This is a genomic window from Kiloniella sp. (genome assembly GCF_965205715.1).
Taxonomy (GTDB): domain Bacteria; phylum Pseudomonadota; class Alphaproteobacteria; order Kiloniellales; family Kiloniellaceae; genus Kiloniella.
Window position 1 is genome coordinate 1,932,559 of sequence record NZ_CBDBHW010000014.1, and the last position, 23,058, is coordinate 1,955,616.

Here is a 23,058-nt window from a genome sequence, read left to right on the forward strand (position 1 = left end):
TAATAGATCCGTAAACCCATTTTTAAACACTAGAGTAGATATCTTAGGATCTACGTTCTAATACAAATGTGGCTGTATCGCGAAGTAACTGCGCCTTTCCTGCGAAAATATCAAGTCTAGATTTAGCCGAGAGTATTAATTTCTCTGCTTTGCTTCTCGCTTCTTTTAGACCAAGCTGCCCGACAAAGGTCGCTTTTCCAGCGTCAGAATCTACTCCTGTAGGCTTGCCTGTTTCCTCTGGTGTTGATTCGTGATCGAGCAGATCGTCCACAATCTGAAACGCCAGCCCAATATCTTCAGCATAAAGACTAAGTGCTTTGAACTCTTCAGGAGAAGCCTTCCCCAAGATAGCACCGGCCTCACAAGCATAGCGGATCAAGGCACCCGTTTTCAAATCCTGTAAGCGTGTAATCCCTGTGAGATCCAGGTTAGAGCGGTTTGGAGACAAATCGATCATCTGTCCCCCCACCATGCCTGCGGAACCCGCCGCCAGTGAAAGACCGGAGATCAATTTGAGACGCACATCAGCATCGGGATGAGATTTTGGATCTGCCAGAACGCCGAAGGCTTCAGTCAAAAGGCCGTCTCCGGCAAGTATCGCAGTGGCATCATCCCATTTCTTATGAACTGTCAGACGCCCTCGCCTTAAATCACTATCGTCCATAGCCGGTAGATCGTCATGTACCAGGCTGTAACAGTGTACCATTTCCAGAGCAGCTGCGACCTGTAGTGCGTAATTTTCCTCTACGTCAAAAAGCGCTGCAGTCTCCATAACCAGAAATGGTCGTAACCGTTTCCCTCCACCCAGAGCGCTATAACGCATGGCTTCGACGACTTCACCTTCCGGGGATGAAACGAGAGGGAGTAACTCGTCTAGTCGAGCTTCTACAGCATCGGCACGTAACGTAAGGGCTTGTTTAATGTCCTGCATTAAAGACATCTCCGCCAGGAGGCTTTACGCCACATCAAAAGGTTCCGTACGAGGCTGCCCATCAGGCCCCATGGTGATTTTTTCAACCTTTTCCTGGGCTTCACGAAGCTTAGTCTCACAATGAGCTTTAAGTTTGGCCCCTCGGTCATAGGCGCCAATGGCTTCGTCAAGTTTACCTTCACCTTGTTCCAGACGCTCCACAATCATTTTCAACTCAGCAAGGGCTGCTTCGAAACTCATCGTTTGAATGTCGTCGGTGTTTTCACCCATTTGATTTTCACCCATCTGATTTTCTGAGTTTTGTGAATTTTCCGTCATGGAAACTCCCATGGAAATTCGAGATTTAATTTCAGCGGCACTTTACGTTGTCAATATAGTGCAGACAAGGCTTTGTCAGCAGGTTGGTGCCATAATATTAATCCACAGCATTCATCATCGCCTTCACGTGCAGTGAAACCGAGCGGGATAAAGCCTCTGTATTATATCCCCCCTCCAATATTGAAACGAGGCGTCCATCACAAAGTTCCCCCGCCAATTCAACAATTCTCCTGCTTACCCAGCCAAAATCTTCATCTTCCAGATTAATTGAAGCTAAAGGATCTTCCCGGTGCGCATCAAAACCAGCTGAAACAATGATCAGTTCTGGGGCAAAGTTTTTTACGCCGGGAAATACTCTATCTTCCATTGCCTTTCTAAACTCAAATGACCCAGCGCCATTAGGCAGTGGTGTATTTAATATATTTCCGGCGACCCCCAATTCTCCAGCACTCCCTGTTCCGGGGAATAGGGGTGATTCATGGGTTGAGGCATAAAACATATTTGGGTCATCCCAAAGAATATCCTGGGTACCGTTTCCGTGGTGGACATCAAAATCGATCACAGCGATTTTTTGCAGGCCATGTTCATTACGCGCTTGATAGGCGCCAATCGCAGGGTTGCAAAAAAGGCAAAATCCCATTGCTTTGTGTCGTTCCGCGTGATGGCCGGGTGGACGGCTCAGGCAAAAGGCATTGTCGACATCCTTGTTTATTACAGCATCCACCGCAGCACAGATACCGCCAGCGGCGCGTAGAGCCGCTTCGCCTGAATCCTTACAGACAACAGTGTCTCCATCTATGGCGACATAACCTGTATCAGGAATAGCTCGAAAAACTTCACGAATATGTTCTTCGCTATGGACCCAATGAAGCTTCTCTTCGTCCAAAAGAGGAGAGCTCCTTCGGTCCAAGCCGTCAAAATCTGGCTCTGCTAAGGCCCTTAAGATTGCCTCTATACGACGGGGGGATTCAGGGTGATGTAAACCAGGATCGTGCAACTGACTTACAGGGTGACTGAATAACGCTGTTGCCATTTATATCCTCCTGATTGAATTCAAATTCATCAACTTTTTGAATTGTGTCATTAATTCTACAATCTGCCGACGGTTTTCTTTATTTTTTTCGTTTAACCTTCAGTACCCGACTTGTCTGAACAAAAAGTAACATTATGTTTTGTTATCAAGAGTTAGCCTTTACAGGTTACCTTTGCCTCTACTAAAGTACAAAAAGAGAACGGCGTTGTAGAAAACAACCGTGCCGTGAATCTTCCTATGGAACTACTGATGGCACAAGCAACGCTTTAGCCACCAAATTAAAATCAATTTAAATGCCAAATTCACAATTTGGTATCTTTTCAGGAGGCCGGTTTGCGCCAGCTGTTTACACCCTCTTCTTTTCTAATGGCTTTATGCCTGATGACCTTTCCATTCACGGCTTCTGCTCAAAAAGCATCCCTTGTTCGTGTCGATGAAGTTCGTATCGAAGCGATGAACCAAACGGTACCAGTTATTGGGCGTCTGGTCGCGCGCCAAACTGGTAATGTTTCCGCACGTATTGCAGGGCCGGTCGAGGAAGTTTTAATTGAAGTTGGCGACAGCGTAACAACAGGACAGATAATTGCCCGCCTCAATTCGGCTACCCTGCGTGCTGATAGGGATCTCGCGGCGAGTGAAGTTACCGCGTCAAATAGTCGTCTGGCGACCTTTCAGGCAAGGCTCGCGCTGGCAGGTCAGGAACTAAAGAGACTTGAAAAGCTGAGAAAATCAGCAGCCTTCAATAAGTCCAGATATGAAGATGCCGTCCAAAACAGTGCGATCGCAAAAGCGGAAGTATCCCAGGCACGGGCCGATATAAATACCGCGAAAGCCAGATTGCGTAGAGCTGAAATCAATCTCGCCTATACGGAGATAAAAGCCCCCTATCATGGCGTAGTACTCGCGAAAGAAACTGAAGCTGGATCCTATGTTCAAACCGGGGATTCAGTGGCACGCCTACTGTCACGTGACAGTTTAGAGATTGAAGTTGAAGTCCCTGCCCGTCGCCTGAAAGGCATCAAAGTAGGGATGGAGTTTTCACTTAACCTTGAAGATGGCACTCCCTTGATGGCAACAATAAGAGCAATTCTACCTCGGGAAAATCCTCTAACCAGAACCCGCCCGGTAAGACTAAATGCCCAATTGCCAAACCCAGAATTACTCGCAGATAACCAAAGTATTACTCTGTTAGTACCTGCTGGGCCAAAACGGGATGTGCCCACCGTTCACAAAGATGCTGTCATCCAAAGCCCTAACGGCCCTATGGTCTTTCTAAATGCCGAAGGACATGCCCAACCTCGGCCTATTCAACTCGGTCAGCAAATAGGGGAACGCATTGAAGTAATTTACGGCCTGCAATCAGGTGATCAAGTTGTTACCCGAGGTAACGAGCGTCTTTTCCCAGGAATGCCGCTTCAGATTAATGGTGCCGACGCAGAAAAAGCCAAAGATCAAGAATCCGAAAAACAGGATGAAAGCAGTAGCGAGGACGCCTCGTAATGAACTTGATCAAAGTCTCCATTGAAAGACCAATTGCGATTATATCAGCCGTTATCATGGTTGTTTTATTTGGGGCAGTTGCGCTCCAAATTATCCCGATCCAACTTACGCCAGACGTGAACCGTCCGGTTATTACTATTCGGACAAACTGGGGTGGCGCGGCGCCAGCTGAGGTTGAACGCGAAATCATAACTGAGCAGGAAGAGAAACTTAAGGGCCTGGAAAACCTCCACAGTATGACAAGTAACTCTTCTTATGGCTCTGGTCGAATTACGCTAGAGTTCAATGTTGGCACAGACATGGGCAAAGCCCTGTTACTAACGGCTAATCGATTGGACCGTGTAAATGGATACCCTGATGAAGCCGACGAACCGACATTAGACACTGCAGGAGCAGAAGATAGCCCCATCGCTTGGTTTGTTCTTACCCGAGAAGACGGTAATACGGCCGACATTCACACCTATGGTGACTTCGTAGAAGACATTGTCAAAGACAGGATAGAACGTGTTCCCGGTGTCAGTGGTGTCAATATATATGGCGGCAGTGAACGAGAAATTGAAATAGTAATACAGCCCGAGCTTCTCGCCCGTTACGGCTTAACTGCCAGCTCTGTCGTCAGCACTCTACGCGCCGCGAGTTCATCGATTTCCGCAGGGGACGTTGAAGAGGGAAAACGCCGTTATATTGTCAGGACAGAAGGTGATCTTGATACGGTTGAAGCCGTTAGACAAGTCGTGCTTCGCAGCTCTCAAGATGCTTTTACGGGCAGCGTGGCCCGGGTAACAGTTGGTGATATAGCAAGGGTCAATTTTAACTACAAAGATCCAAGCGCTAAGATCCGCGTCCTCGGCAATGCGGCTATGGCATTTAACGCCACTCGCGAAACCGGGGCTAATGTTATTGAGACCATGGACGGTATCTATCAAGCCGTTGAAGATCTTAACGCTCGCTCGATACCGAGTGCCGGACTGAAACTGGAACAGGTTTACGACGAGACCGTATACATCAACTCTGCAATTGATCTCGTCAGGCAGAATATATGGTTTGGCGGTATTCTCGCCGCAATAATCCTGCTTATTTTCCTACGCTCTGTTAGAGCAACAGTCATAATATCTATGGCTATTCCCGTCTCTGTCGTTGGCTCTTTTGTCGCCATGGCAGCGCTTGGCAGATCCATCAATGTTATATCTCTGGCAGGCCTTGCTTTTGCCGTAGGCATGGTGGTCGATGCAGCCATTGTCGTTCTTGAAAATATTTTCCGGCTCAAAGAAGAAGGAAAATCTCCTGCTGTTGCGGCTTATGAAGGAGCCCAACAGGTATGGGGAGCCATCTTTGTTTCGGCTCTGACCACCGTCATGGTCTTTATACCGATTATGGTTATGGAGTTAGAGGTCGGCCAACTCTTTAGAGACATTGCTGTCGCGATATCTGTCTCCGTCACCTTATCACTCGTCGTATCCATTACTGTGATCCCTGCCCTTTCCAGACGCTTCCTTCGTGATCACGATACAGATGGCAGCGACACGATGAACCGTATTCATCTTCCTGGAATTGATCAGTTTGGCACGGGGTTTGTAAAGTTTGTCATGGGCTTTCAAACTCTGGTTATCAAAAGAAAGCTAATTGCCATTGGATTGGTCGGTGCCATAACCGCTGTGGCTTCACTCGGCACATGGAAGTACCTTCCTAAACTTGAGTACTTGCCAGAAGGCAACAGAAACCTGGTTTTTGGTATTATCATTCCGCCACCCGGGTACAATCTGGACACAATGACATCCATTGCCATTGAAGTTGAAAATTCCATCCGCAATTTGTGGGCATCTGAAACTGGTCCTGAATCGGCTCCAGAAGAGCCCGTAAAGATGGAACGTTTCTTTTTTGTCGCCACAAGATCCAACACCTTCCTAGGTGCCGTTGCCATCGATGGCCAACGAGTAGCGGAACTCATCCCTGTACTACAGAAACCTGTTTTCAAGGAACCTGGAACTTTTGGCTTTATCAACCAACCCTCTCTTTTTGGCCGTGGTATCGGCGGAGGACGTAAAATTGACTTGGATATATCAGGCTCTGATCTGGGCGAAATCCTGGCTATCGCGGGTCAAGCGACCGGGAAGATGCTCGCCGTCTTTCCCACAAGTGAGGGCAATCAATTCAGGCCTCGCCCGGGCCTAGAATTAGGAGCACCTGAAGTACGCGTGCTACCGGACCGTATACGACTTGCCGACAACGGCGTTTCCGTAAATGAACTTGGCACCGCCATTGATGTATTTAACGACGGCCTCCGGGTCGAAGAAATCACCGTTGGAAACAAGCGGCTTGATTTGACGCTCAAAGGACCCAACAAGGGTATAACCCAAACCCAGGGCATTGCCAGTCTACCAGTTGTAACTGCAGATGGAACGATACTTCCCGCTTCCAGCCTTGCAGAAATTATTCTAACGTCTGGGCCAACAGAAATTAGACATCGTGAACGTTTGCGTACAATAACACTCGAACTTAGGCCATCAGCCGGTGTGCCTTTGGAGCAGGCCCTGGAGACCTTACAAGCTGAAATTATCGCACCTCTCGAAGCAGCTGGCCTTCCGAGTGATGTAAAGATAAGCCTGAGCGGTACAGCTGATAAACTTGCTCAAACCTGGGATGCAATGGTTGTTAATTTGTTGTTGGCAATTGTTATCGTGTATCTGGTGATGGCCGTTCTTTTTGAGAGCTTCCTTTATCCCCTGATCATTCTGCTAGCTGTGCCCTTGGCAACTGCTGGCGGGGTCGCTGGCTTGGTCTTCCTCAACAGCTTTTCTTTTCAACCCCTGGATATGTTGACCCTGCTTGGGTTTGTTATATTGGTCGGAATTGTTGTCAATAACGCCATTCTCGTCGTCCATCAAACCTTGCATCACTTGCGTGTTGAGAACATGCATGCTCAGGCCGCAATTTTGGAAGCGACCCGCAACCGCATTCGACCAATTTTCATGTCCACTCTGACCTCTGTCGTTGGTATGATGCCATTGGTATTGGTTCCAGGAGCAGGCTCTGAGCTCTACCGAGGTTTGGGCTCTGTTGTTATCGGTGGATTATCTCTATCGGCAGTGCTCACCTTGCTAATCATTCCTCCGATGCTTGCTTTGATGGAGAAAACTCTTGAAAAAGACCGTAAGCACAATCAGGAACTCAAGGCACGGCCTGGGTTAACGGATGCCGTGGAATAAAGAAAATTTAAAAAAGCCTCTGGACCCATCCAGAGGCTTTTTCTTTAAACTCAAATTTTATGCTGTCCTGTAAATTGGCCGTTAAACCAATTAGATAAGACCTTAGTCAGATTTTTTGATTTTCAAGACCAGCACATCATCACTTCCTTCTTCGGATGACAAGAATTCGTGCCCCGTTGTCTCACAGAAGTTCTTAAAATCCATAAGGGCACTTGGATCTGTGGCATGGACTTCAAGAACCTCTCCTGGAGTCAATGGCTTCATAGCTTTACGCGCACGTAAAACCGGAATTGGGCATTTTAACCCTGTCGCATCAAGTAAGTGTTCAGCCATGATTATTTTCTTTCGTCTTAAAGGTGAAACCGAAAACGGCTGTTAAAATCCACCCCAAAATGTAAAGGCTGCCGCCAAAGGTAATATAGGGGCCACCCAGAGAAACATCAGCAAGTGCCTTAACAAACAGTCCACCGGTAAATAAGACCAGCCCCAAGGCAAAGCAGATACTCCCGACTATCCTTGCTCGTGAGCACCCGCCGCCAACCTGTCCAAGTGCTGTCAGACCGATCAGAGCAAGGACATGAACCAAGCCATAGGAGCCACCGGTTTGTGCCCAGAGCACCCGGGTTTCATCACCACCAAGACCGTGAGCACTATAGGCACCGATTGCTACAGATATCGCCCCCCAAAGGGCTGCGAATACAATCCAGAACTTATTCATGTTAAAAATCATTCTTTCCTTACTGAGTACTGCTGCAAAGATAAAAACCACGACATTCCATAAATTTCATCAAACGCTGGTCCGGATATAGAGAGAATAAATGTAGAAGCTTCTCCCACAAAAACAACAACCGAACCAAGTCATTAGAACTAAAACCACTGTCAGTAGGTACGACGAAAAAAAGCCACAATCTGCCTATTCATGAATATTAAAATTATAATGAACGAAAGAGAGCTCGGAGAATATCTATAAACGGCTTTACCAAAGCTGTACAGCAAAGGAAGGGTCGTTTTCTGGTTTACAGACGTCAGGCTTCATAATGACGCATCTGGTACATTTTTATTTCCCAGGTGCGGTATAACTTTTATTGAGAATACGGCTCACACATTCTGTTCAAGCCATATCCCTTATAAGAAGATAAGAACATGTCCGATTTCACCCAACATCTTTTGACAACACCAGCTTCCCTCGCCGCAACGATGTCAGCCCTCCCCAATGAAGGAGCTGTCGCTTTTCCTCTCGTCGATGAAGCTGGTTGTGAAAAAATGCTTCGGGCAACAGAGCAACTTAATTTTCGCAAAAGCACCCCTGTGGTCGGTTCTCCAGGCAATGAAGTTCAGCAGGACTTTACCATTTGCATGAATTTTGAAGAAGACACTTTCCTCAATGACTATCAGGCAGCTTTTGAGCAACAACTAAACGTCGCCTTTGAATTAATGAGCCCCCAACCATATAAAACGCCTTTTGCTTTCAACGATACCGCAGCGCTACGCTACTACGAAGGATCTGCAGGTATCTCACCCCACCGGGATTTAGTGTGTTTTGAAGGGGTAATAGCCATTTTAACCCTTGCAGGAGAAGCTGGATTTTACATCTGCGATGATCGAGACAGAACCAATGCAAAACGCATGGAGGCCAAAGCAGGTGTCATGATTCTGATGCGCGGGAAAAACTTTGCTGGTATAGAGGAACGCCCGTTCCATTTTGTTGAGGGGGTCTCAAAAGAACGTGTCGGCTATGGTCTAAGATACAACGTTCGAGAGCCTTTGGATAAAGCGCAGTAACAATAGGTTCTCATCCTCCCTAAATCTATACCAATAAAGCATATCAGTTAAGTGCGCGTCCCCTTTGCGTCCGGGGTCCACTTCTGATACCTATCGCGTCAATGGCTCTTTGATCAATTTATGATCTTGGATGAGCAATAGGATACGAATAGATGAAAACGGATCTCTTTGACTTCGAGCTCCCCCGTGAGGTAATCGCCCACCGACCGGAAAACCCACGTGACATGGCCAAACTCCTGTCCGTTGGCAACCGCTTTGAAGATCACAGAATGATAGACTTGCCAGAGCTTATTCAGCCTGGTGATTTGCTGGTCTTTAATGACACCAAAGTCATCCCCGCACGCCTAAAAGGCAAACGAGGAGAAGCGGGCATTGAAGTCACGCTACACAAACAAGAACCACCATCAAGCGATGGTGGCGCACGGTGGTGGACCTTTGCCAAGCCAGCCAAGAAACTGCGCCTGGATGATATCGTTCGTTTTGCTGACGGTTTTAGCGCCAAGGTAGAAAGCAAACTTGATGGTGGCGAAGTTCTTCTTGCCTTTGATTTACCACCTGAAGAGCTTTATCCCTATCTGGAAGAGTATGGCAAAATGCCCTTACCGCCATATATCCAGAGGGACGCCGGATCGGACAAGCAGGACGCAGATGATTATCAAACCAGATTTGCTAAATATCGCGGGGCTGTCGCCGCACCAACCGCAAGCCTTCATTACACTGACCGTCTTATGGCTGCCTTGGATAACAAAGGCATAGAACACCTGACATTGACCCTCCACGTCGGTGCTGGAACGTTTTTACCGGTAAAAGTAGATGATCTCAAAGATCATAAAATGCACAGTGAAATTGGCCATATCAACAAAGAGACTGCTGCCAAAATAAACGCCGTCCGCGCCAAAGGCGGTAGAATAATTGCTGTCGGAACTACCGCACTTCGCTTACTGGAAAGTGCCGCAGATGACGACGGGACCCTCAAGCCCTTCGATGGTGAAACGGATATTTTCATTACCCCAGGCTACAAATTTAAGATCGTTGATCTGTTGTTGACCAACTTCCATTTGCCGCGCTCGACTTTATTCATGCTGGTATCCGCCTTCGCTGGACTGGATCGCATGCGTGCCGCCTATCAACACGCCATCAAGAATGGCTATCGTTTTTATTCCTACGGGGACTGCAGCCTATTGCAGCGTGAGGATCATTTATGAGTACCCAAGAAGAGAACAAGCTGGCAAAATTTGGTTACGAACTACAAGCTACAGATGGTCTTGCCCGTCGGGGTGAAGTGACAACAGCCCACGGTACATTTCAAACACCAGCCTTTATGACAGTGGGTACTGCAGGTACCGTAAAAGGGCTCACTCCTGAACAGCTTCGTTCTACTGGAGCAGAGGTTGTCCTGGGTAACACCTACCATCTGATGTTGCGTCCAACTGCAGAGTTGGTTGATCGTCACGGTGGCCTGCACAAATTCATGAACTGGCCTCACCCAATCCTGACTGATTCCGGTGGGTACCAGGTTATGTCGCTATCAGGTCTGCGTAAGATCACCGAAGAAGGCGTCAAATTCCAATCCCATATTGATGGCAGCAAGCACAATCTAACTCCTGAGAGATCCATGGAGATCCAGGACTTGTTGGATTCAAACATCACCATGGTCCTGGATGAGTGCACCCCTTATCCAGCTACGCACGAAGAAGCAGCTCATTCCATGCGCCGTTCCATGCGTTGGGCAGAGCGTTGCCGTAAATCCTTCCGGGACAGAGATGGCTATGGTCTTTTTGGAATTGTTCAGGGCTCAACCTATGAAGACTTGCGTAAAGAGTCTGCCGAAGCCCTGATTGATATTGGCTTTGAAGGCTATGCCGTCGGCGGTCTTGCCGTTGGTGAAGGGCAAGAAGTGATGTTCGAAGTTCTCGATCATACCATGCCACACCTTCCAGAAGATAAACCACGCTACCTTATGGGGGTGGGCAAACCATCTGATCTCGTCGGTGCTGTCGCCCGCGGCATTGATATGTTCGATTGCGTTCTCCCAACAAGATCAGGCAGAAATGCGCAAGCTTTCACACGACGCGGGGCGCTCAACATGCGCAACAAGCGTCATGAAGATGATCATCGCCCAGTGGATGACCAGTGTAAATGCGCATGCTGCACCCAATTTAGCCGGGCTTACCTACGTCACTTATTTAGAGCGAAAGAAATGCTCGGCCCTGTTCTTTTGACCATACACAATCTTGCTTATTATCAAGAGCTGATGGCCGGAATGCGTGACGCCATTGCTGAAGGAACTTTCACAGAGTTCCAAAAAGAATTTTACCGCTTGCAAGAAGGTGGAGATATTCCAGCACTGGAATGAGGTGGCTCAGTTTAAATATGGTTATGGTAGTATCGATCCCACTATTTTGAACGTACTATAATCAACAAACGAGATGCTAAGGAGAAGGAGGGTTTTGAGATGAGTAAAAAAACAAAGACCAAACCCTCTTACCCTACTGATCCGGCAGCCGCTATTCGTCAAAAGGCCCTTGAGCTACAGTTCGATGCCGTCGGGTTTTCTCCGGCTGAGATGAGTGAACAGACGAAGGAAAACCTGCGTGAGTTCCTCGCCCGTGGTTATCACGGAGATATGGGCTGGATGGAAAACCGTATCGAATGGCGTGAAAACCCCACAGCGATGTGGGAAGACGCCAAGAGTATTATCGTGCTCGGGGTGAATTATGGACCTGCAGATCCCCCACTGGCCAATCTTGAATTCGATGACCGTGGCAATATTTCAGTATATGCCCGCAACAAAGACTACCACGACTTTATCAAGAAGCGGCTCAAAGCTCTCGCACGCTGGATGGTCGAAAACCTTGATTGTCAGGTAAAGGTCTTTGTTGATACAGCCCCTGTTCTTGAAAAGGTCGCTGCAGCTCAAGCAGGTATTGGCTGGCAAGGCAAGAACACCCATCTCGTCTCCCGCGAACATGGATCCTGGTTGTTTCTTGGTGAAATCTATACATCGCTTGAGCTTAAGCCAGATCAGCAAGAAGAAGATCATTGCGGTTCGTGCAACCGCTGCCTCTCCATTTGTCCAACAGATGCTTTTCCAGCCCCCTACGTTCTGGATGCGAAACGCTGCATATCATACCTGACGATTGAATATCACGGCCATATCGCCCGAGAATTTCGTATCCCCATGGGAAATCATATCTACGGGTGCGATGATTGCATTGCCGTCTGTCCGTGGAACAAATTTGCTGAGCCAACAACAGAAGAACATGTTTTCCCGCGTATTGAATTAACCGCTCCAAGACTTGCCGATTTAGCAGAATTGGATGATGCAAGTTTCCGGCAAATATTCTCAGGCTCACCAATAAAAAGGATTGGACGGGACCGTTTTATCCGAAATGTCCTTATCGGATTGGGAAATTGTGGTGATAACTCAGTAACTCCGCGAATAGAGTCCCTTTTGCAAGATGCTTCACCTTACGTCCGCGCTATGGCCGTTTGGGCACTTGGGAGGTTAATGAGTTCGACTAAGTTTGAGGCCTTGCGCATCATTAATACGCAAGATGAATCTGACCCAGATGTGCTCGAAGAATGGGCGACACCTTATCGCCCCGAAGCACTTCATCCTCCTGAAGCCGACGTTTTAGGTCCTTTAGGATAACAAACAAATGAGGCTCTTGTTGCTTGGATAACAGGGCACCCATTCCAGATGATGTCTTCATCTCTGAGTTCAATACGCCCATTACCACAAGTCTCTCTTGCAAAGGCCAAGATTTGAGTTGGAGTATTTACGCGGTTGCCATAACAGACGCCAAAAGCCCAGGGCGTATAATCATTACTACCATAAATTTGTGCACCTTTAGCCACAGCCTTGATTACAGGACGAGAAGCATCGATTTTAATAGGTTCGTTTGCACAGGCTGAAAGTAAAATAACAAAAGTACCAACCGTAAACCGTAGAATCAGTGTTTTCATGGTTGGCATCCCTATTCTCCCGTTTTCCCATTTATAAGTGCGGCATCGCCAAGAATTTTTCGGCGCTTTTTACCCAACTGAGTTATGATAATTCCAAAGAGAATAATCGCCAAAGCTACGAAGGCTTCTGTATCGTAACTTTCGGAGAGGAATAAGAAGCCCCAAACCATACCAAATACGGGGACAAGGTAATTATTCAACGCCGTGAAATTTGCCCCTGCCATCCCTAATAAATAGTATAAAACGATATAGGCAATGGCTGTAGAAAGCACAGCTAGACTAATCAAAGCTCCAACACTTCGGACAGTTGGATCCAATGCAAGTGGATCTTCCAAAACAAAGGCCATTGGTATTGCCATTATTGATGCACACAACAAAATTGCAGCACCATTCACAATAGGATCAAGCTTAACCAAACCAGTCTTCCGCGCATAAACGGAGGTTGCGCCATAACAAAATGAAGCAAAGGCAACAGCGAGTTGTCCTAAAACAGAATCACCCAACCCTTTTAAAGCATCCGGCCCGACCAAGAGAATAACGCCTCCAAAACCAACCAATGTTCCCATCGTTTTTGGCAGGGACATTTTTTCATCATCCGTCCAAAAATGCGAAACGACCAAGGCCGTGAGAGGTACAACTGACATTAAGATCGCGGCAAGGCCTGATTCTATATGAAGTTCACCCCAGGAAATGAGAATAAATGGAACAATATTTCCTGTTACCGCAATAGCAAGATATCGCAACCACGTCCTGCGATCCTTTGGAAACCTCTTCCCGAGGGCAAGCATTAATGTTGAGAGAACAAGAAAAGCCAAGAACAGACGAAATGCGGTAAGGGTCACTGGAGAAATTGTCTCCAGTGTTATCTTAATAAGGAAAAACGAACTCCCCCATATTGCCCCTAATAAAATGAGCAGGACATATTGATGAATTCGAGGTTTATCCAAGTGCATTTACTTCAGGTTCCATTGGGGGTTTATAATTTAGCCCCCCAATGTTCCAAGAAATTAACTCAAACGCAAATGGCTTGTTTGTAATAATTTTGATTTATGCAGAATTGTCGTCAGAATATTAAACGACAGTTGCTTCATTAAGCCCACCAGACATTGAATTCTCATGGGCAGGGAGATCTGCTCTTGCCTTATTACTTATAACCTTAAGCTCTTCTACATGCGATGAAAGAGATTGAACAATACCACCAATTTCCGTAGTTGCTTGGCTAGTTTGACCAGCAAGCTGTTTAACTTCCCCAGCAACGACAGCAAAACCTTTGCCCGCATCACCTGCACGTGCAGCCTCAATTGTGGCATTAAGAGCTAGAAGATTTGTCTGACGCGCAATGGCATCAATCTGCTGTGCAACATTACCTACGTTTTCAATTTCAATACTAAGCTGAGCGATTTCTTCAAAAATCTTATCAATACTCTGCTCTAAAACACCCTGATTTGGATTCATTTATCTCTAGCTCCCATTAGACCGAACCCACTGATAGCAACTTGCTATTAACGTGAGATTAACCACGGATAAAAAAATGCATTTTAGGTAATTTTTTTAAATCCAAGCTTAACTGTCACATAGCGAGAGAGTAGTTCAACGGTTGCGTCCTCTAAAAAACCGCCAAACCCTATACAGATTATCGAAAAGACAAACCCTAAATTAACTCGGAAAAGGCGATTATTAGTATAAAGGTTAATCAGAAGGTTGATATGTTCACCTATAACCATCTATTGTTCTAATTATATGAACCCCTTGTATTCATTTTTGCTTAAGAGGATGGTGCTACTTTGAGTGGAGCCTTTTCTACCTTAAAAACGAGCAAGAAAAGCAAAACAGTCAAGGCAATATATCGATAGGGTGTGGAGCGCCGGTTGAATTTAAATATACGCAACTCCATTTGTGGGAAGCTGCTGTCTATATACATACCGCTGATCAGTATCAGCTTGCTGCTTCTCTTTACCGTTCTTGAGAGCCGGAATATTCATAAACTGAATTCCGAGCTTGGAACGCGTTTAGATAAAATGGTGGACATTCAGGGGACTGCGCTTTCAACGCCAGTCTGGAATTATGACTTGGATTCAATCCAGGCAATTTTGCTTGCCTTATCCAGAAATCCGGAATTTCACTCAGCTCAGGTATACGATACCGACGGTCTTGTATTGGCAGAACTGACAAGTGAGAGTGTACAAACAATCGAAGCTGCTCTTTCTAGAGAAACTGCGATTAAACATAATTCATTTGACCGATTAGAGACGATAGGCACGGTCAAAGTCCTTTTCCATGATGCCCTTATCACCGCCGAAATCAGAGAGAGGTTGATCTTTGATGGGCTGGTTATGATCGTCACAATTCTGGTTCTTTCTGCGCTTACCTTTCTTGGGGCGAATTCATACATCGGCGTCCCTTTAAAGTTATTACTGGAATCTATTCAGACCGAGAAACAACACAAAAACCGCGTTGCCGTCGACTGGAAATCGAATGACGAGCTTGGTGCTGTTGTCACGGCTTATAATGATCTTCTCCAAAAGCAATCCGCGTACGAAGCGGCGGTAAAAGCCAGTGAACTTCGGGCCAAACGTTCCGAAGCACAGCTTACGCAGGCCATTGAAACAATGTCTGAAGGCTTTGCCCTTTATGACCAAGACGACAAGCTAGTCCTTTGTAACAGTAATTACCGGAACATTTCCGCCAAACGCGCGCGAATTATCACTCTTGGATCTAGGTTCGAAGATCTGATGCGTGAACTTGTTTACGCGGGTGACTTTGTCGGTACAGAAGGCCGTGAAGAGGAATTCATCAAAGAAACCTGTGCCAGCCATGAGTCGCTTCAAGAGAGGATGATCCTACACCTCAGTAACGGGACCAGGTTACAGTTCAACCACCGTCGAACCCCTGCTAAAGAAATCGTTGTTCTGGCAACAGACATTACGCAGCTGATGAACCAAGAACGTGAGATTCGTCGCGCAAAAGAAATTGCGGATCAGGCGAACACCGCCAAATCCCAATTCCTTGCCAATATGAGTCATGAATTGAGAACACCGCTAAACGCTATTCTTGGTTTCTCTGAAATCATGAAGAGTGAACTTATGGGGCCATTAGGATCTAATCATTACAAATCCTATTGCCAAGACATTCACGCCTCCGGGACGCACCTTTTAGATTTGATCAATGACATTCTAGATCTTTCTAAAATTGAAGCCGGAGCTTTCGAACTCCAGGACGAATCTGTCGATTTAGCACAGACAGCGCGCGCAGCACATAAACTCGTTGTCGGACAAAGCACCGCGGACTTTGTCCCGGTTACCCTGGACATGCCAGTTGACCTGCCTTATGTGAAAGCTGATTTACGTGCCGTTAAACAGATTTTACTCAACCTCTTATCCAATGCTGTAAAATTTACACCGCAAGGCGGCGACGTTATTTTAACCGCAATGGTAAATCCGGATAACAGCCTTTCTGTCCAGATCAGTGATACAGGAATAGGCATTCCAAAACACGAACTTGAACGTATTCTTGAACCCTTCATAAGAGCTGATACGCCTATGACTCGTGCATTTGAGGGAACGGGACTTGGTCTTCCTCTTGTAAAATCATTAATGGAACAACACGACGGAGCCTTGCTGCTTGACAGTAAGATTAACAAAGGAACGACAGCTACAATTACGTTCCCAGCTTCTCGTGTCCTTCAAAGAGGCCCAGATACTTCACCGCTTGACCAGAGCATCGTCAGCAGTATCTAAAGCCCACTAATAATTCATACCTCATAAAAAACGGCCCGCAACTGATGTCGCGGGCCGTTTTATTACTTAGTGCAATCGGTACATATCAAGCGCTATGGTGGTATTCACCCATAGCGTCCAACAACCAATCAACAAGGTATTCTGCAAAGGATGGACGTACGAACATCCGATACGTCGGCTGATCATCAAGCATCTGCAATACAACAGGCGCTTTACCAACGCGGGTTTGTACAGCTTGACCAACCCCAAAGGATTGCGGATCCATATCGAGACGGCAACTCTTCTTCATGACATTACGTGCCTGAGCACCCGTAAGATCCAAAGTTGTCCGGTTGCCGGATACATCGATAACGGCGACATGTAATCCATCGAGGGCTTCTCGCAGCTTCGCAACGAGGTCGTCTTGTGCATCCACGGGACCAACGACTTGCCATTCCTCAGGACTAAGCCAGAAAATAGTAACATCGTCTTTGGTCACATAAGTATTCGGATCGGTTGGAATCTTAATTCCTGTGATCTTTTTTACACCGGCGACAAATTTTTTGTCGTCGGCGTTACCCCGGATGTTGACCTGAGCCAGAAACGGAACTTCTGACAGGGTAACCCCGTTATCACCACCAACTGAACCATTGATCATGGCCTGCTCTTTATGAGCAATAATACTGCTGCGGAAGTTATCAACCATCACGACGTTCTCCCTTAGAATCATAGAAGACCGGGCTAACAATTTTGACCTTAGTCACCTTGCCGCGATCATGGGCGTATATCCACTGCCCCATACGATTGTGTCCATCCTTAACCAAAGCCATCGCAATGGAATGATCCAGGTTCGGGCTCCAATATGAAGATGTCACATGACCAACCATTGGTGCTGGCGTTGGGTTCACGCGCTCATAAGTCAACTGCGCACCCTCTGTCAGAACTTCCTTGGAATTCTCTGTCAGCAGACCAACCAACTGCTTGCGATCAGCGCGGGCTGTATCTGCACGAACGAAGGAGCGGCGACCAACAAAGTCCCCCTTCTTCTTCGCGACGATCCAATCCATGCCAAGATCCTGTGGCGTTTGGGTGCCATCAGTTTCCTGACCAACGATTACAAAGCCTTTTTCAGCACGAAGAACGTGCATGGTTTCTGTGCCGTATGGCGTAATGTCATACTTCTCACCCAATTCCATGCATTTCTTCCAAAGATGAAGACCGTGCCAGTTGCGAACATTGATCTCGTAGGAAAGATCACCGGTAAAGGAAATCCGGAAAACGCGTGCATCAACGCCAGCAACAACACCATTTTTCCAAGCCATGAATGGGAAATTCTCATTCGAGAAGTCCATTTCAGGAGCAAGTTCTTCCATCAATTGGCGAGCTTTTGGACCACCAATAGAAAGGGTCGACCACTCTTCAGTAACAGAAGTACAATAAACCTCGAGATCAGGCCATTCGGTCTGAAGATACTCTTCGAGCCAATCGAGAACACCTGCAGCGCCACCCGTCGTCGTTGTCATGTGGAAGTGGTTCTCACCAAGGCGAGAAGTCACACCATCATCGAATACCATGCCGTCTTCTTTGAGCATGAAACCATAACGGCACATTCCCACAGGAAGTTTGAGCCAGGCATTGGTGTAAATCAGGTTGAGGAACTTCGCAGCATCCTTACCCTGGATATCAATTTTACCCAATGTAGAAGCATCGAGGATACCAACACCCTCACGAAGAGCAGCAGTTTCACGTGTTACCGCGGCATGCATATCTTCGCCGGCTTTAGGGTAGTACCAGGCACGTTGCCATTGCCCAACCGGCTCGAAAGCAGCACCGTTTTCAAGGTGCCAGCCGTACATTGGCGTACGACGTACCGGATCTGCAAGGTCAGCATTGATACCACGGCCAGCCAACGCACCAAAATTAACCGGTGTGTAAGGAGGACGGAAAGTTGTCGTTCCAACTTTCGGAATTGCTTTTTCCAACTGTGAAGAAAGAATAGCCAAACCGTTCACGTTGGATAGCTTACCCTGATCAGTCGCCATACCTGTTGTGGTATAACGCTTCATGTGCTCAACAGAGTGCATACCTTCGCGGGCGGCAAGCATGATATCAGCCGCAGTTACATCGTGCTGGAAATCAACAAAGTGCTTGCGGCTACCCTGACCAATAGCGTGATCCGTGGGTACAACCCAGTAGGCTTTGATTGGTTTCTCTTCAACAACCATGGCCTTAGGAGAAGCTGGTGCTTTTCCTTTACCAAAGCCGGTATCTTTAGCAGCAGCTGCACCTGCAGCAGCACCTTCATCAAGTGCAGATTGCAGATCAAAAGAGCCTTTACAAGCGCCAACAGTCCGCTCGCTTTGTGAAGAAATGTTTGGAACAAAACAAACTTTCTCTTCGTCATAACGGAGTTTACCGATTGACTGAGAGAAGAGATGAACTGCAGGGCTCCATCCACCGGAGCTCAGGATGGTGTCGCAATCAATCTTGCGTTTTGTGCCTGTAACTTTGCTTCCATCAGATGATACGGTGGCAATCTCGACGCCCTTAACCCGTTTACGACCCAATGTGGCTACGATACCGGAGCCCGTAATAACTTCGATGCCTTTTTTGCGTGCTGTATTTGGCAGTTCGCCATCGACAACTTCACGCAAATCAACAACCGTTGGGATATCCATTCCGGCATCAACCAAGTCGATCGCAACAGAATAGGCACTGTCATTGTTTGTGAAAACCACACCACGACGACCAGGAAGTGCGCCATAACGGTTTGCATAAGTTTGACCTGCACCCGCAAGCATAGTGCCTGGACGGTCGTTATCAGCAAACACCAATGGGCGTTCGTGAGAACCCGTTGCCAAAACAACCTGTTTAGAACGGAAGTGCCAGATACGATGACGCGCAAGCTCAGGCTTCGCCCCAGGACCAAAGTGATCAGTACGACGCTCATGAACCGTAATGTAGTTGTGATCGTAGTAACCAAAGGCATTGGCACGCTTTAGAAGGCGCACGTTGTCCATAGCTTCCAGTTCAGCAACGGTAGCATCAATCCATTCACGAGCCGGCTTGCCGTCAATGATTTCTTTTGTATCTAAAAGAGAACCACCAAATTCAGGCTGTTCATCACAAAGAACAACACGGGCCCCGGTACGACCAGCAGCGAGAGCTGCACTAAGACCTGCAGGGCCAGAGCCAACAACCATGACCTCACAGAACTCGTTCATGTGATCATAAGTGTCAGGATCTTTTTCGCGCGGAAGAACGCCCAGACCGGCCATGCGACGAATAGCAGGCTCCCAAACTGTCATCCATAGGGATGACGGCTTCATGAAAGTCTTATAGTAGAAGCCCGCAACAAAAATACGCCCTGCAACAGAGTTAATCGCAGCGATATCAAAGTTCACGGATGGCCAGCAGTTAACAGACTTTGCACTCAGTCCTTCGTAGAGCTCAACCTGTGTCGCACGAAGGTTAGGTTCGCTGCGTGGGCCGGTTTCCAGCTGAATGATCGCATTTGGTTCTTCAGAGCCAGAAGTCAAAATCCCCCGTGGACGGTGGGTTTTAAAACTACGACCAACCAGATGAACCCCATTAGCAATCAGTGCGGATGCAAGTGTATCCCCCTGAACGCCTTTGTAGCTCTTGCCATTAAACGTAAAGTTAATGGCCTTGGAACGGTCAACCCGGCTTCCCTGTGTTGTACGGAATTGCTCGGTCATCACGCGCCCTCTTTCTTAGCAGTAGAGGTCTTATCAGCCGGAGCTGGCTTTGAAGTCGAAGCTTCAGGCAGATCCGGTTTTTCACCTGTTTTGTAAACAGAGACGATTTCATTGGTTACGGTATTACGCGCAACATTAAACCAGCGACGGCATCCGTCGGAATGCACCCAACGCTCGCGGTGAACACCTTTGGTGTTGGTCCGCATAAAGACGTATTCCGCCCATTCAGCATCAGTTAGTTCATCCGGATTTTCTGGACGGGCAATGTGCGCCTCACCACCGTAGTGGTATTCGGTTTCATCACGATCACCACAGAAAGGACATTTAATATAAAGCATCCAATTAACTCCTTAGTGAGCCACACCAGCAGCACCGTGTTCATCCACAAGTGCACCGGTAATGAAGCGATCGATGGAAAATGCCGCATTAAGATCATGCGGTTCATCTTTTGCGATTGTGTGCGCATAGCACCAACCTGCTCCAGGTGTCGCTTTAAAGCCACCCGTACCCCAGCCAGCATTGACATAGAGGTTTTTCACAGGTGTCTTACCAATGATCGGTGAAGCATCAGGACAGGTATCAACAATACCACCCCATGAACGCATCATCCGTGTACGTGAGAACAGCGGGAACAGTTCCATGGCAGATGCCAGCTGGTCTTCGATGACGTGTAGCGAACCACGTTGGCTATAACCAACGTAAGAATCGATACCCGCGCCCATGACCAATTCGCCTTTGTCCGACTGAGACACGTAAACGTGCACAGCGTTAGACATCACGACACAATCAAGTACAGGCTTCATAGGTTCAGAAACCAGCGCTTGAAGAGGATGGGATTCAATCGGCAAACGAATACCCGCCATATCAGCCACAACAGAAGTATGACCCGCACAGGCCATCGCTACTTTCTTGGCTTTGATATCGCCACGTGATGTACGAACACCCGTAACAGTACCATTGTCGATCATCAGCCCCTGAACTTCACAGTTCTGGATAACGTCAACACCCATTTCATCAGCACCACGTGCATAGCCCCAGGCCACAGCATCATGACGGGCGGTACCACCGCGGCGCTGTAGTGTCGCGCCCATAACAGGGTAACGGCTATCTTTGGAGATATTAATGATAGGGCAAAATTCTTTTACCTGTTCAGCGTTGAGCCATTCAGCATCAATACCGTTCAGGTTATTGGCGTTTACACGACGAATGGATTCACGCACGTCACCCAAGTTATGGGCAAGGTTCATCACACCGCGTTGAGAGAACATCACGTTGTAATTCAGCTCAATGGAAAGGTTCTCCCAGAGCTTCATCGCGTTCTCATAGAAGAGACCAGATTCGTCCCACAGATAGTTCGAGCGAACAATCGTTGTGTTACGTCCGGTGTTACCACCGCCGAGCCAACCTTTTTCAATGACGGCAACGTTAGTTATACCGTGTTCTTTGGCAAGGTAATAGGCTGTGGCAAGGCCATGGCCACCTGCACCAATAATGACAACATCGTATTCCGGCTTCGGATCTGGACTACGCCATTGGCGGGGCCAGTTCTGATGCCAGCTCATGGCATTTCGAGCCAAGCTGAAAATCGAAAAACGGGACATAGCCGTTTACACTCCTCTGTTAGTTGTCCACATCCTACGCCTAGTTTGAAAACACTTCCATGTACGGCGAAGACAAGATTATTGTATCCTTGCGACATTCTGATAATCTTCATGTCCAGAAGCGACGCAAAACATCTTTATGTTCTGATCTTACCGCTCCGCTTTTAACTTCGATTGCAGCTAAGCCTATGATCAATCAAGGGAACTCAAAAAACGTGGACAGCAAGACCACAGATCTCTCTCTTTGTGTCGCATTTATACTGCTACCAAACTTTACATTGACCCCTTTTTCTTCGGTCATTGATACCTTGAGACTTTCCGCTGACGACGAAGATTTTAGCCGACCGCTAAAATGCAAGTGGTCGATCATCAGTAACAAACCGGGTAAAGCGGTGAAATCAAGTTGTGGTGTCGAGATTACTCCACAACACGATACCTCAGATCTCTCACAATATGATTACCTCATTGTCGTCGGCGGGTTACTACACAAAGGTCCACAGGCAGATCCTGATACGATCAAAATTTTGCAAAAAGCTGCGGGTCTCGGCACTTCTATAGTTGGGCTCTGCACGGGTAGTTTTGCTATGATCAGAGCAGGCCTTATGAAGGGACGGAGATGTTGTGTTAGCTGGTACCACTACAATGACTTCCTGGAAGAGTTTAGCGATGTTAAGCCTGTCGCCGACCAGGTTTACGTCGTCGATGGCAATCGAATTACCTGCGCAGGCGGCGCTGGAGCACTCGATCTTGCTGCGTGGCTAGTTGAAAAACATCTTGGTAAATCAGCCGCCCAAAAAGCACTCCGCATTCTTCAAGTTGAGAAAGTCCGCTCAGCCTCTGCGCCACAGCCCCAACCACCCATGATACACATTTCAAACAATGACCGGGTTCGAAAAGCCGTCCTTACCATGGAACAAAATATGTCGGCTCCTCTGTCAGTAGAAGAGATTTCCAACCGGGTTAACATCTCCAAACGGCAACTAGAACGCACCTTCAGCGAGCACCTCGGCCTAAGCCCCCAAGCCTGTTACAGAGATCTGCGACTCAGACATGGCCTATGGCAGTTGTTAAATACCGATAAAGCCATCAGTGACATTGCTGCAGATTGCGGCTTTTCCGATGCGTCACATTTTTCCAGACACTTCAGTAAAACCTTTAAACGCCCCCCCTCCTCTATTAGAAATTCTAGAGCAGAAGGTCTCGAAATCCTGGGAAATTTACTACCTGAAGAAAGCTAAATTATTTTAATTTAGACTTGAATCAAAAAAGCAGGCCATCTTTCG

At 47.3% G+C, this 23,058-nt stretch carries 20 protein-coding genes; 8 read left to right on the forward strand and 12 right to left on the reverse strand.

Translation table 11 applies throughout. From position 1 onward, the window contains the following. Positions 1 to 43: 43 nt before the first annotated feature. The 3 genes from ACOGW3_RS26375 to ACOGW3_RS26385 all read right to left on the reverse strand — a co-directional run bounded on the left by ACOGW3_RS26375 (position 44) and on the right by ACOGW3_RS26385 (position 2,282). Positions 44 to 931 (reverse strand): polyprenyl synthetase family protein, encoded by an 888-nt coding sequence (locus ACOGW3_RS26375; protein WP_419905645.1) that lies wholly within the window; start codon positions 929 to 931, stop codon positions 44 to 46. Between the two features lie 24 nt (positions 932 to 955). Beyond that, positions 956 to 1,249 (reverse strand): exodeoxyribonuclease VII small subunit, encoded by a 294-nt coding sequence (locus ACOGW3_RS26380; RefSeq protein WP_419905646.1) that lies wholly within the window; start codon positions 1,247 to 1,249, stop codon positions 956 to 958. Positions 1,250 to 1,346: 97 nt separating this feature from the next. After that, positions 1,347 to 2,282: a histone deacetylase family protein gene (locus tag ACOGW3_RS26385; protein ID WP_419905647.1), complete on the reverse strand. Its 936-nt coding sequence runs from the start codon at positions 2,280 to 2,282 to the stop codon at positions 1,347 to 1,349. 333 nt (positions 2,283 to 2,615) lie between these two features. Here ACOGW3_RS26385 and ACOGW3_RS26390 point away from each other — a divergent pair, with 333 nt between their 5' ends. Together ACOGW3_RS26390 and ACOGW3_RS26395 are read left to right on the forward strand one after the other, a co-directional pair. After that, positions 2,616 to 3,782, forward strand: coding sequence for an efflux RND transporter periplasmic adaptor subunit (locus ACOGW3_RS26390; protein ID WP_419905648.1), 1,167 nt, complete (start codon positions 2,616 to 2,618; stop codon positions 3,780 to 3,782). Next, positions 3,782 to 6,988 carry an efflux RND transporter permease subunit gene (locus tag ACOGW3_RS26395; protein ID WP_419905649.1) on the forward strand — a complete coding sequence of 1,069 codons (3,207 nt, stop codon included), beginning with the start codon at positions 3,782 to 3,784 and terminating at the stop codon, positions 6,986 to 6,988. The genes ACOGW3_RS26390 and ACOGW3_RS26395 overlap by 1 nt, the downstream gene beginning before the upstream one ends. A gap of 102 nt (positions 6,989 to 7,090) precedes the next feature. Here the strand turns inward: ACOGW3_RS26395 and ACOGW3_RS26400 are convergent, their stop codons facing one another. Next, entirely contained in the window at positions 7,091 to 7,321 is a 231-nt protein-coding gene (locus tag ACOGW3_RS26400) for a sulfurtransferase TusA family protein (protein WP_419905650.1), read from the reverse strand. After that, complete coding sequence (locus ACOGW3_RS26405; RefSeq protein WP_419905651.1) at positions 7,314 to 7,718, reverse strand: DUF423 domain-containing protein; 405 nt, start codon at positions 7,716 to 7,718, stop codon at positions 7,314 to 7,316. Before ACOGW3_RS26405 ends, ACOGW3_RS26400 begins: the two co-directional genes overlap by 8 nt. Before the next feature lie 413 nt (positions 7,719 to 8,131). Between ACOGW3_RS26405 and ACOGW3_RS26410 the strand changes: the two genes are divergently transcribed. From ACOGW3_RS26410 to queG, 4 genes are all read left to right on the forward strand, one after another. Next, positions 8,132 to 8,770, forward strand: a complete 639-nt coding sequence (locus tag ACOGW3_RS26410) for a hypothetical protein (RefSeq protein ID WP_419905652.1) — start codon at positions 8,132 to 8,134, stop codon at positions 8,768 to 8,770. Positions 8,771 to 8,922: 152 nt separating this feature from the next. Then, positions 8,923 to 9,975: a tRNA preQ1(34) S-adenosylmethionine ribosyltransferase-isomerase QueA gene (gene queA, locus ACOGW3_RS26415; protein WP_419905653.1), complete on the forward strand. Its 1,053-nt coding sequence runs from the start codon at positions 8,923 to 8,925 to the stop codon at positions 9,973 to 9,975. Further along, positions 9,972 to 11,126: a tRNA guanosine(34) transglycosylase Tgt gene (gene tgt / locus ACOGW3_RS26420; RefSeq protein ID WP_419905654.1), complete on the forward strand. Its 1,155-nt coding sequence runs from the start codon at positions 9,972 to 9,974 to the stop codon at positions 11,124 to 11,126. Before queA ends, tgt begins: the two co-directional genes overlap by 4 nt. A 99-nt stretch (positions 11,127 to 11,225) precedes the next feature. Further along, positions 11,226 to 12,425, forward strand: a complete 1,200-nt coding sequence (queG, locus tag ACOGW3_RS26425; protein WP_419905655.1) for a tRNA epoxyqueuosine(34) reductase QueG — start codon at positions 11,226 to 11,228, stop codon at positions 12,423 to 12,425. On the opposite strand, the gene ACOGW3_RS26430 is transcribed toward queG, so the two are convergent. The 3 genes from ACOGW3_RS26430 to ACOGW3_RS26440 form a co-directional block, all read right to left on the reverse strand. Then, positions 12,386 to 12,748, reverse strand: a complete 363-nt coding sequence (locus ACOGW3_RS26430; RefSeq protein WP_419905656.1) for a hypothetical protein — start codon at positions 12,746 to 12,748, stop codon at positions 12,386 to 12,388. The two genes, queG and ACOGW3_RS26430, sit on opposite strands and share 40 nt — an antisense overlap. 2 nt (positions 12,749 to 12,750) lie before the next feature. Continuing rightward, on the reverse strand, positions 12,751 to 13,686 hold the full coding sequence (locus ACOGW3_RS26435; protein WP_419905657.1) for a DMT family transporter: 936 nt from the start codon (positions 13,684 to 13,686) through the stop codon (positions 12,751 to 12,753). A 124-nt stretch (positions 13,687 to 13,810) separates the two neighbouring features. Then, positions 13,811 to 14,194 (reverse strand): methyl-accepting chemotaxis protein, encoded by a 384-nt coding sequence (locus ACOGW3_RS26440; RefSeq protein ID WP_419905658.1) that lies wholly within the window; start codon positions 14,192 to 14,194, stop codon positions 13,811 to 13,813. A 413-nt stretch (positions 14,195 to 14,607) separates the two neighbouring features. Here ACOGW3_RS26440 and ACOGW3_RS26445 point away from each other — a divergent pair, with 413 nt between their 5' ends. Further along, the gene (locus ACOGW3_RS26445) at positions 14,608 to 16,476 is read left to right on the forward strand and encodes a sensor histidine kinase (protein WP_419905659.1); all 1,869 of its coding nucleotides are present in this window, start codon (positions 14,608 to 14,610) and stop codon (positions 16,474 to 16,476) included. Positions 16,477 to 16,561: 85 nt separating this feature from the next. On the opposite strand, the gene ACOGW3_RS26450 is transcribed toward ACOGW3_RS26445, so the two are convergent. From ACOGW3_RS26450 to ACOGW3_RS26465, 4 genes are read right to left on the reverse strand one after another with little or no spacing between them, the layout of a single operon-like run. Beyond that, positions 16,562 to 17,161: a sarcosine oxidase subunit gamma gene (locus ACOGW3_RS26450; protein WP_419905660.1), complete on the reverse strand. Its 600-nt coding sequence runs from the start codon at positions 17,159 to 17,161 to the stop codon at positions 16,562 to 16,564. Further along, complete coding sequence (locus ACOGW3_RS26455; RefSeq protein ID WP_419905661.1) at positions 17,154 to 20,174, reverse strand: sarcosine oxidase subunit alpha; 3,021 nt, start codon at positions 20,172 to 20,174, stop codon at positions 17,154 to 17,156. The genes ACOGW3_RS26450 and ACOGW3_RS26455 overlap by 8 nt, the downstream gene beginning before the upstream one ends. After that, positions 20,174 to 20,512 carry a sarcosine oxidase subunit delta gene (locus ACOGW3_RS26460; RefSeq protein WP_419905662.1) on the reverse strand — a complete coding sequence of 113 codons (339 nt, stop codon included), beginning with the start codon at positions 20,510 to 20,512 and terminating at the stop codon, positions 20,174 to 20,176. Before ACOGW3_RS26460 ends, ACOGW3_RS26455 begins: the two co-directional genes overlap by 1 nt. A gap of 12 nt (positions 20,513 to 20,524) precedes the next feature. Beyond that, positions 20,525 to 21,775, reverse strand: a complete 1,251-nt coding sequence (locus ACOGW3_RS26465) for a sarcosine oxidase subunit beta family protein (RefSeq protein ID WP_419905663.1) — start codon at positions 21,773 to 21,775, stop codon at positions 20,525 to 20,527. Positions 21,776 to 21,990: 215 nt separating this feature from the next. Between ACOGW3_RS26465 and ACOGW3_RS26470 the strand changes: the two genes are divergently transcribed. Next, positions 21,991 to 23,013 carry a GlxA family transcriptional regulator gene (locus tag ACOGW3_RS26470; RefSeq protein ID WP_419905664.1) on the forward strand — a complete coding sequence of 341 codons (1,023 nt, stop codon included), beginning with the start codon at positions 21,991 to 21,993 and terminating at the stop codon, positions 23,011 to 23,013. The last annotated feature ends 45 nt before the right edge of the window (positions 23,014 to 23,058 follow it).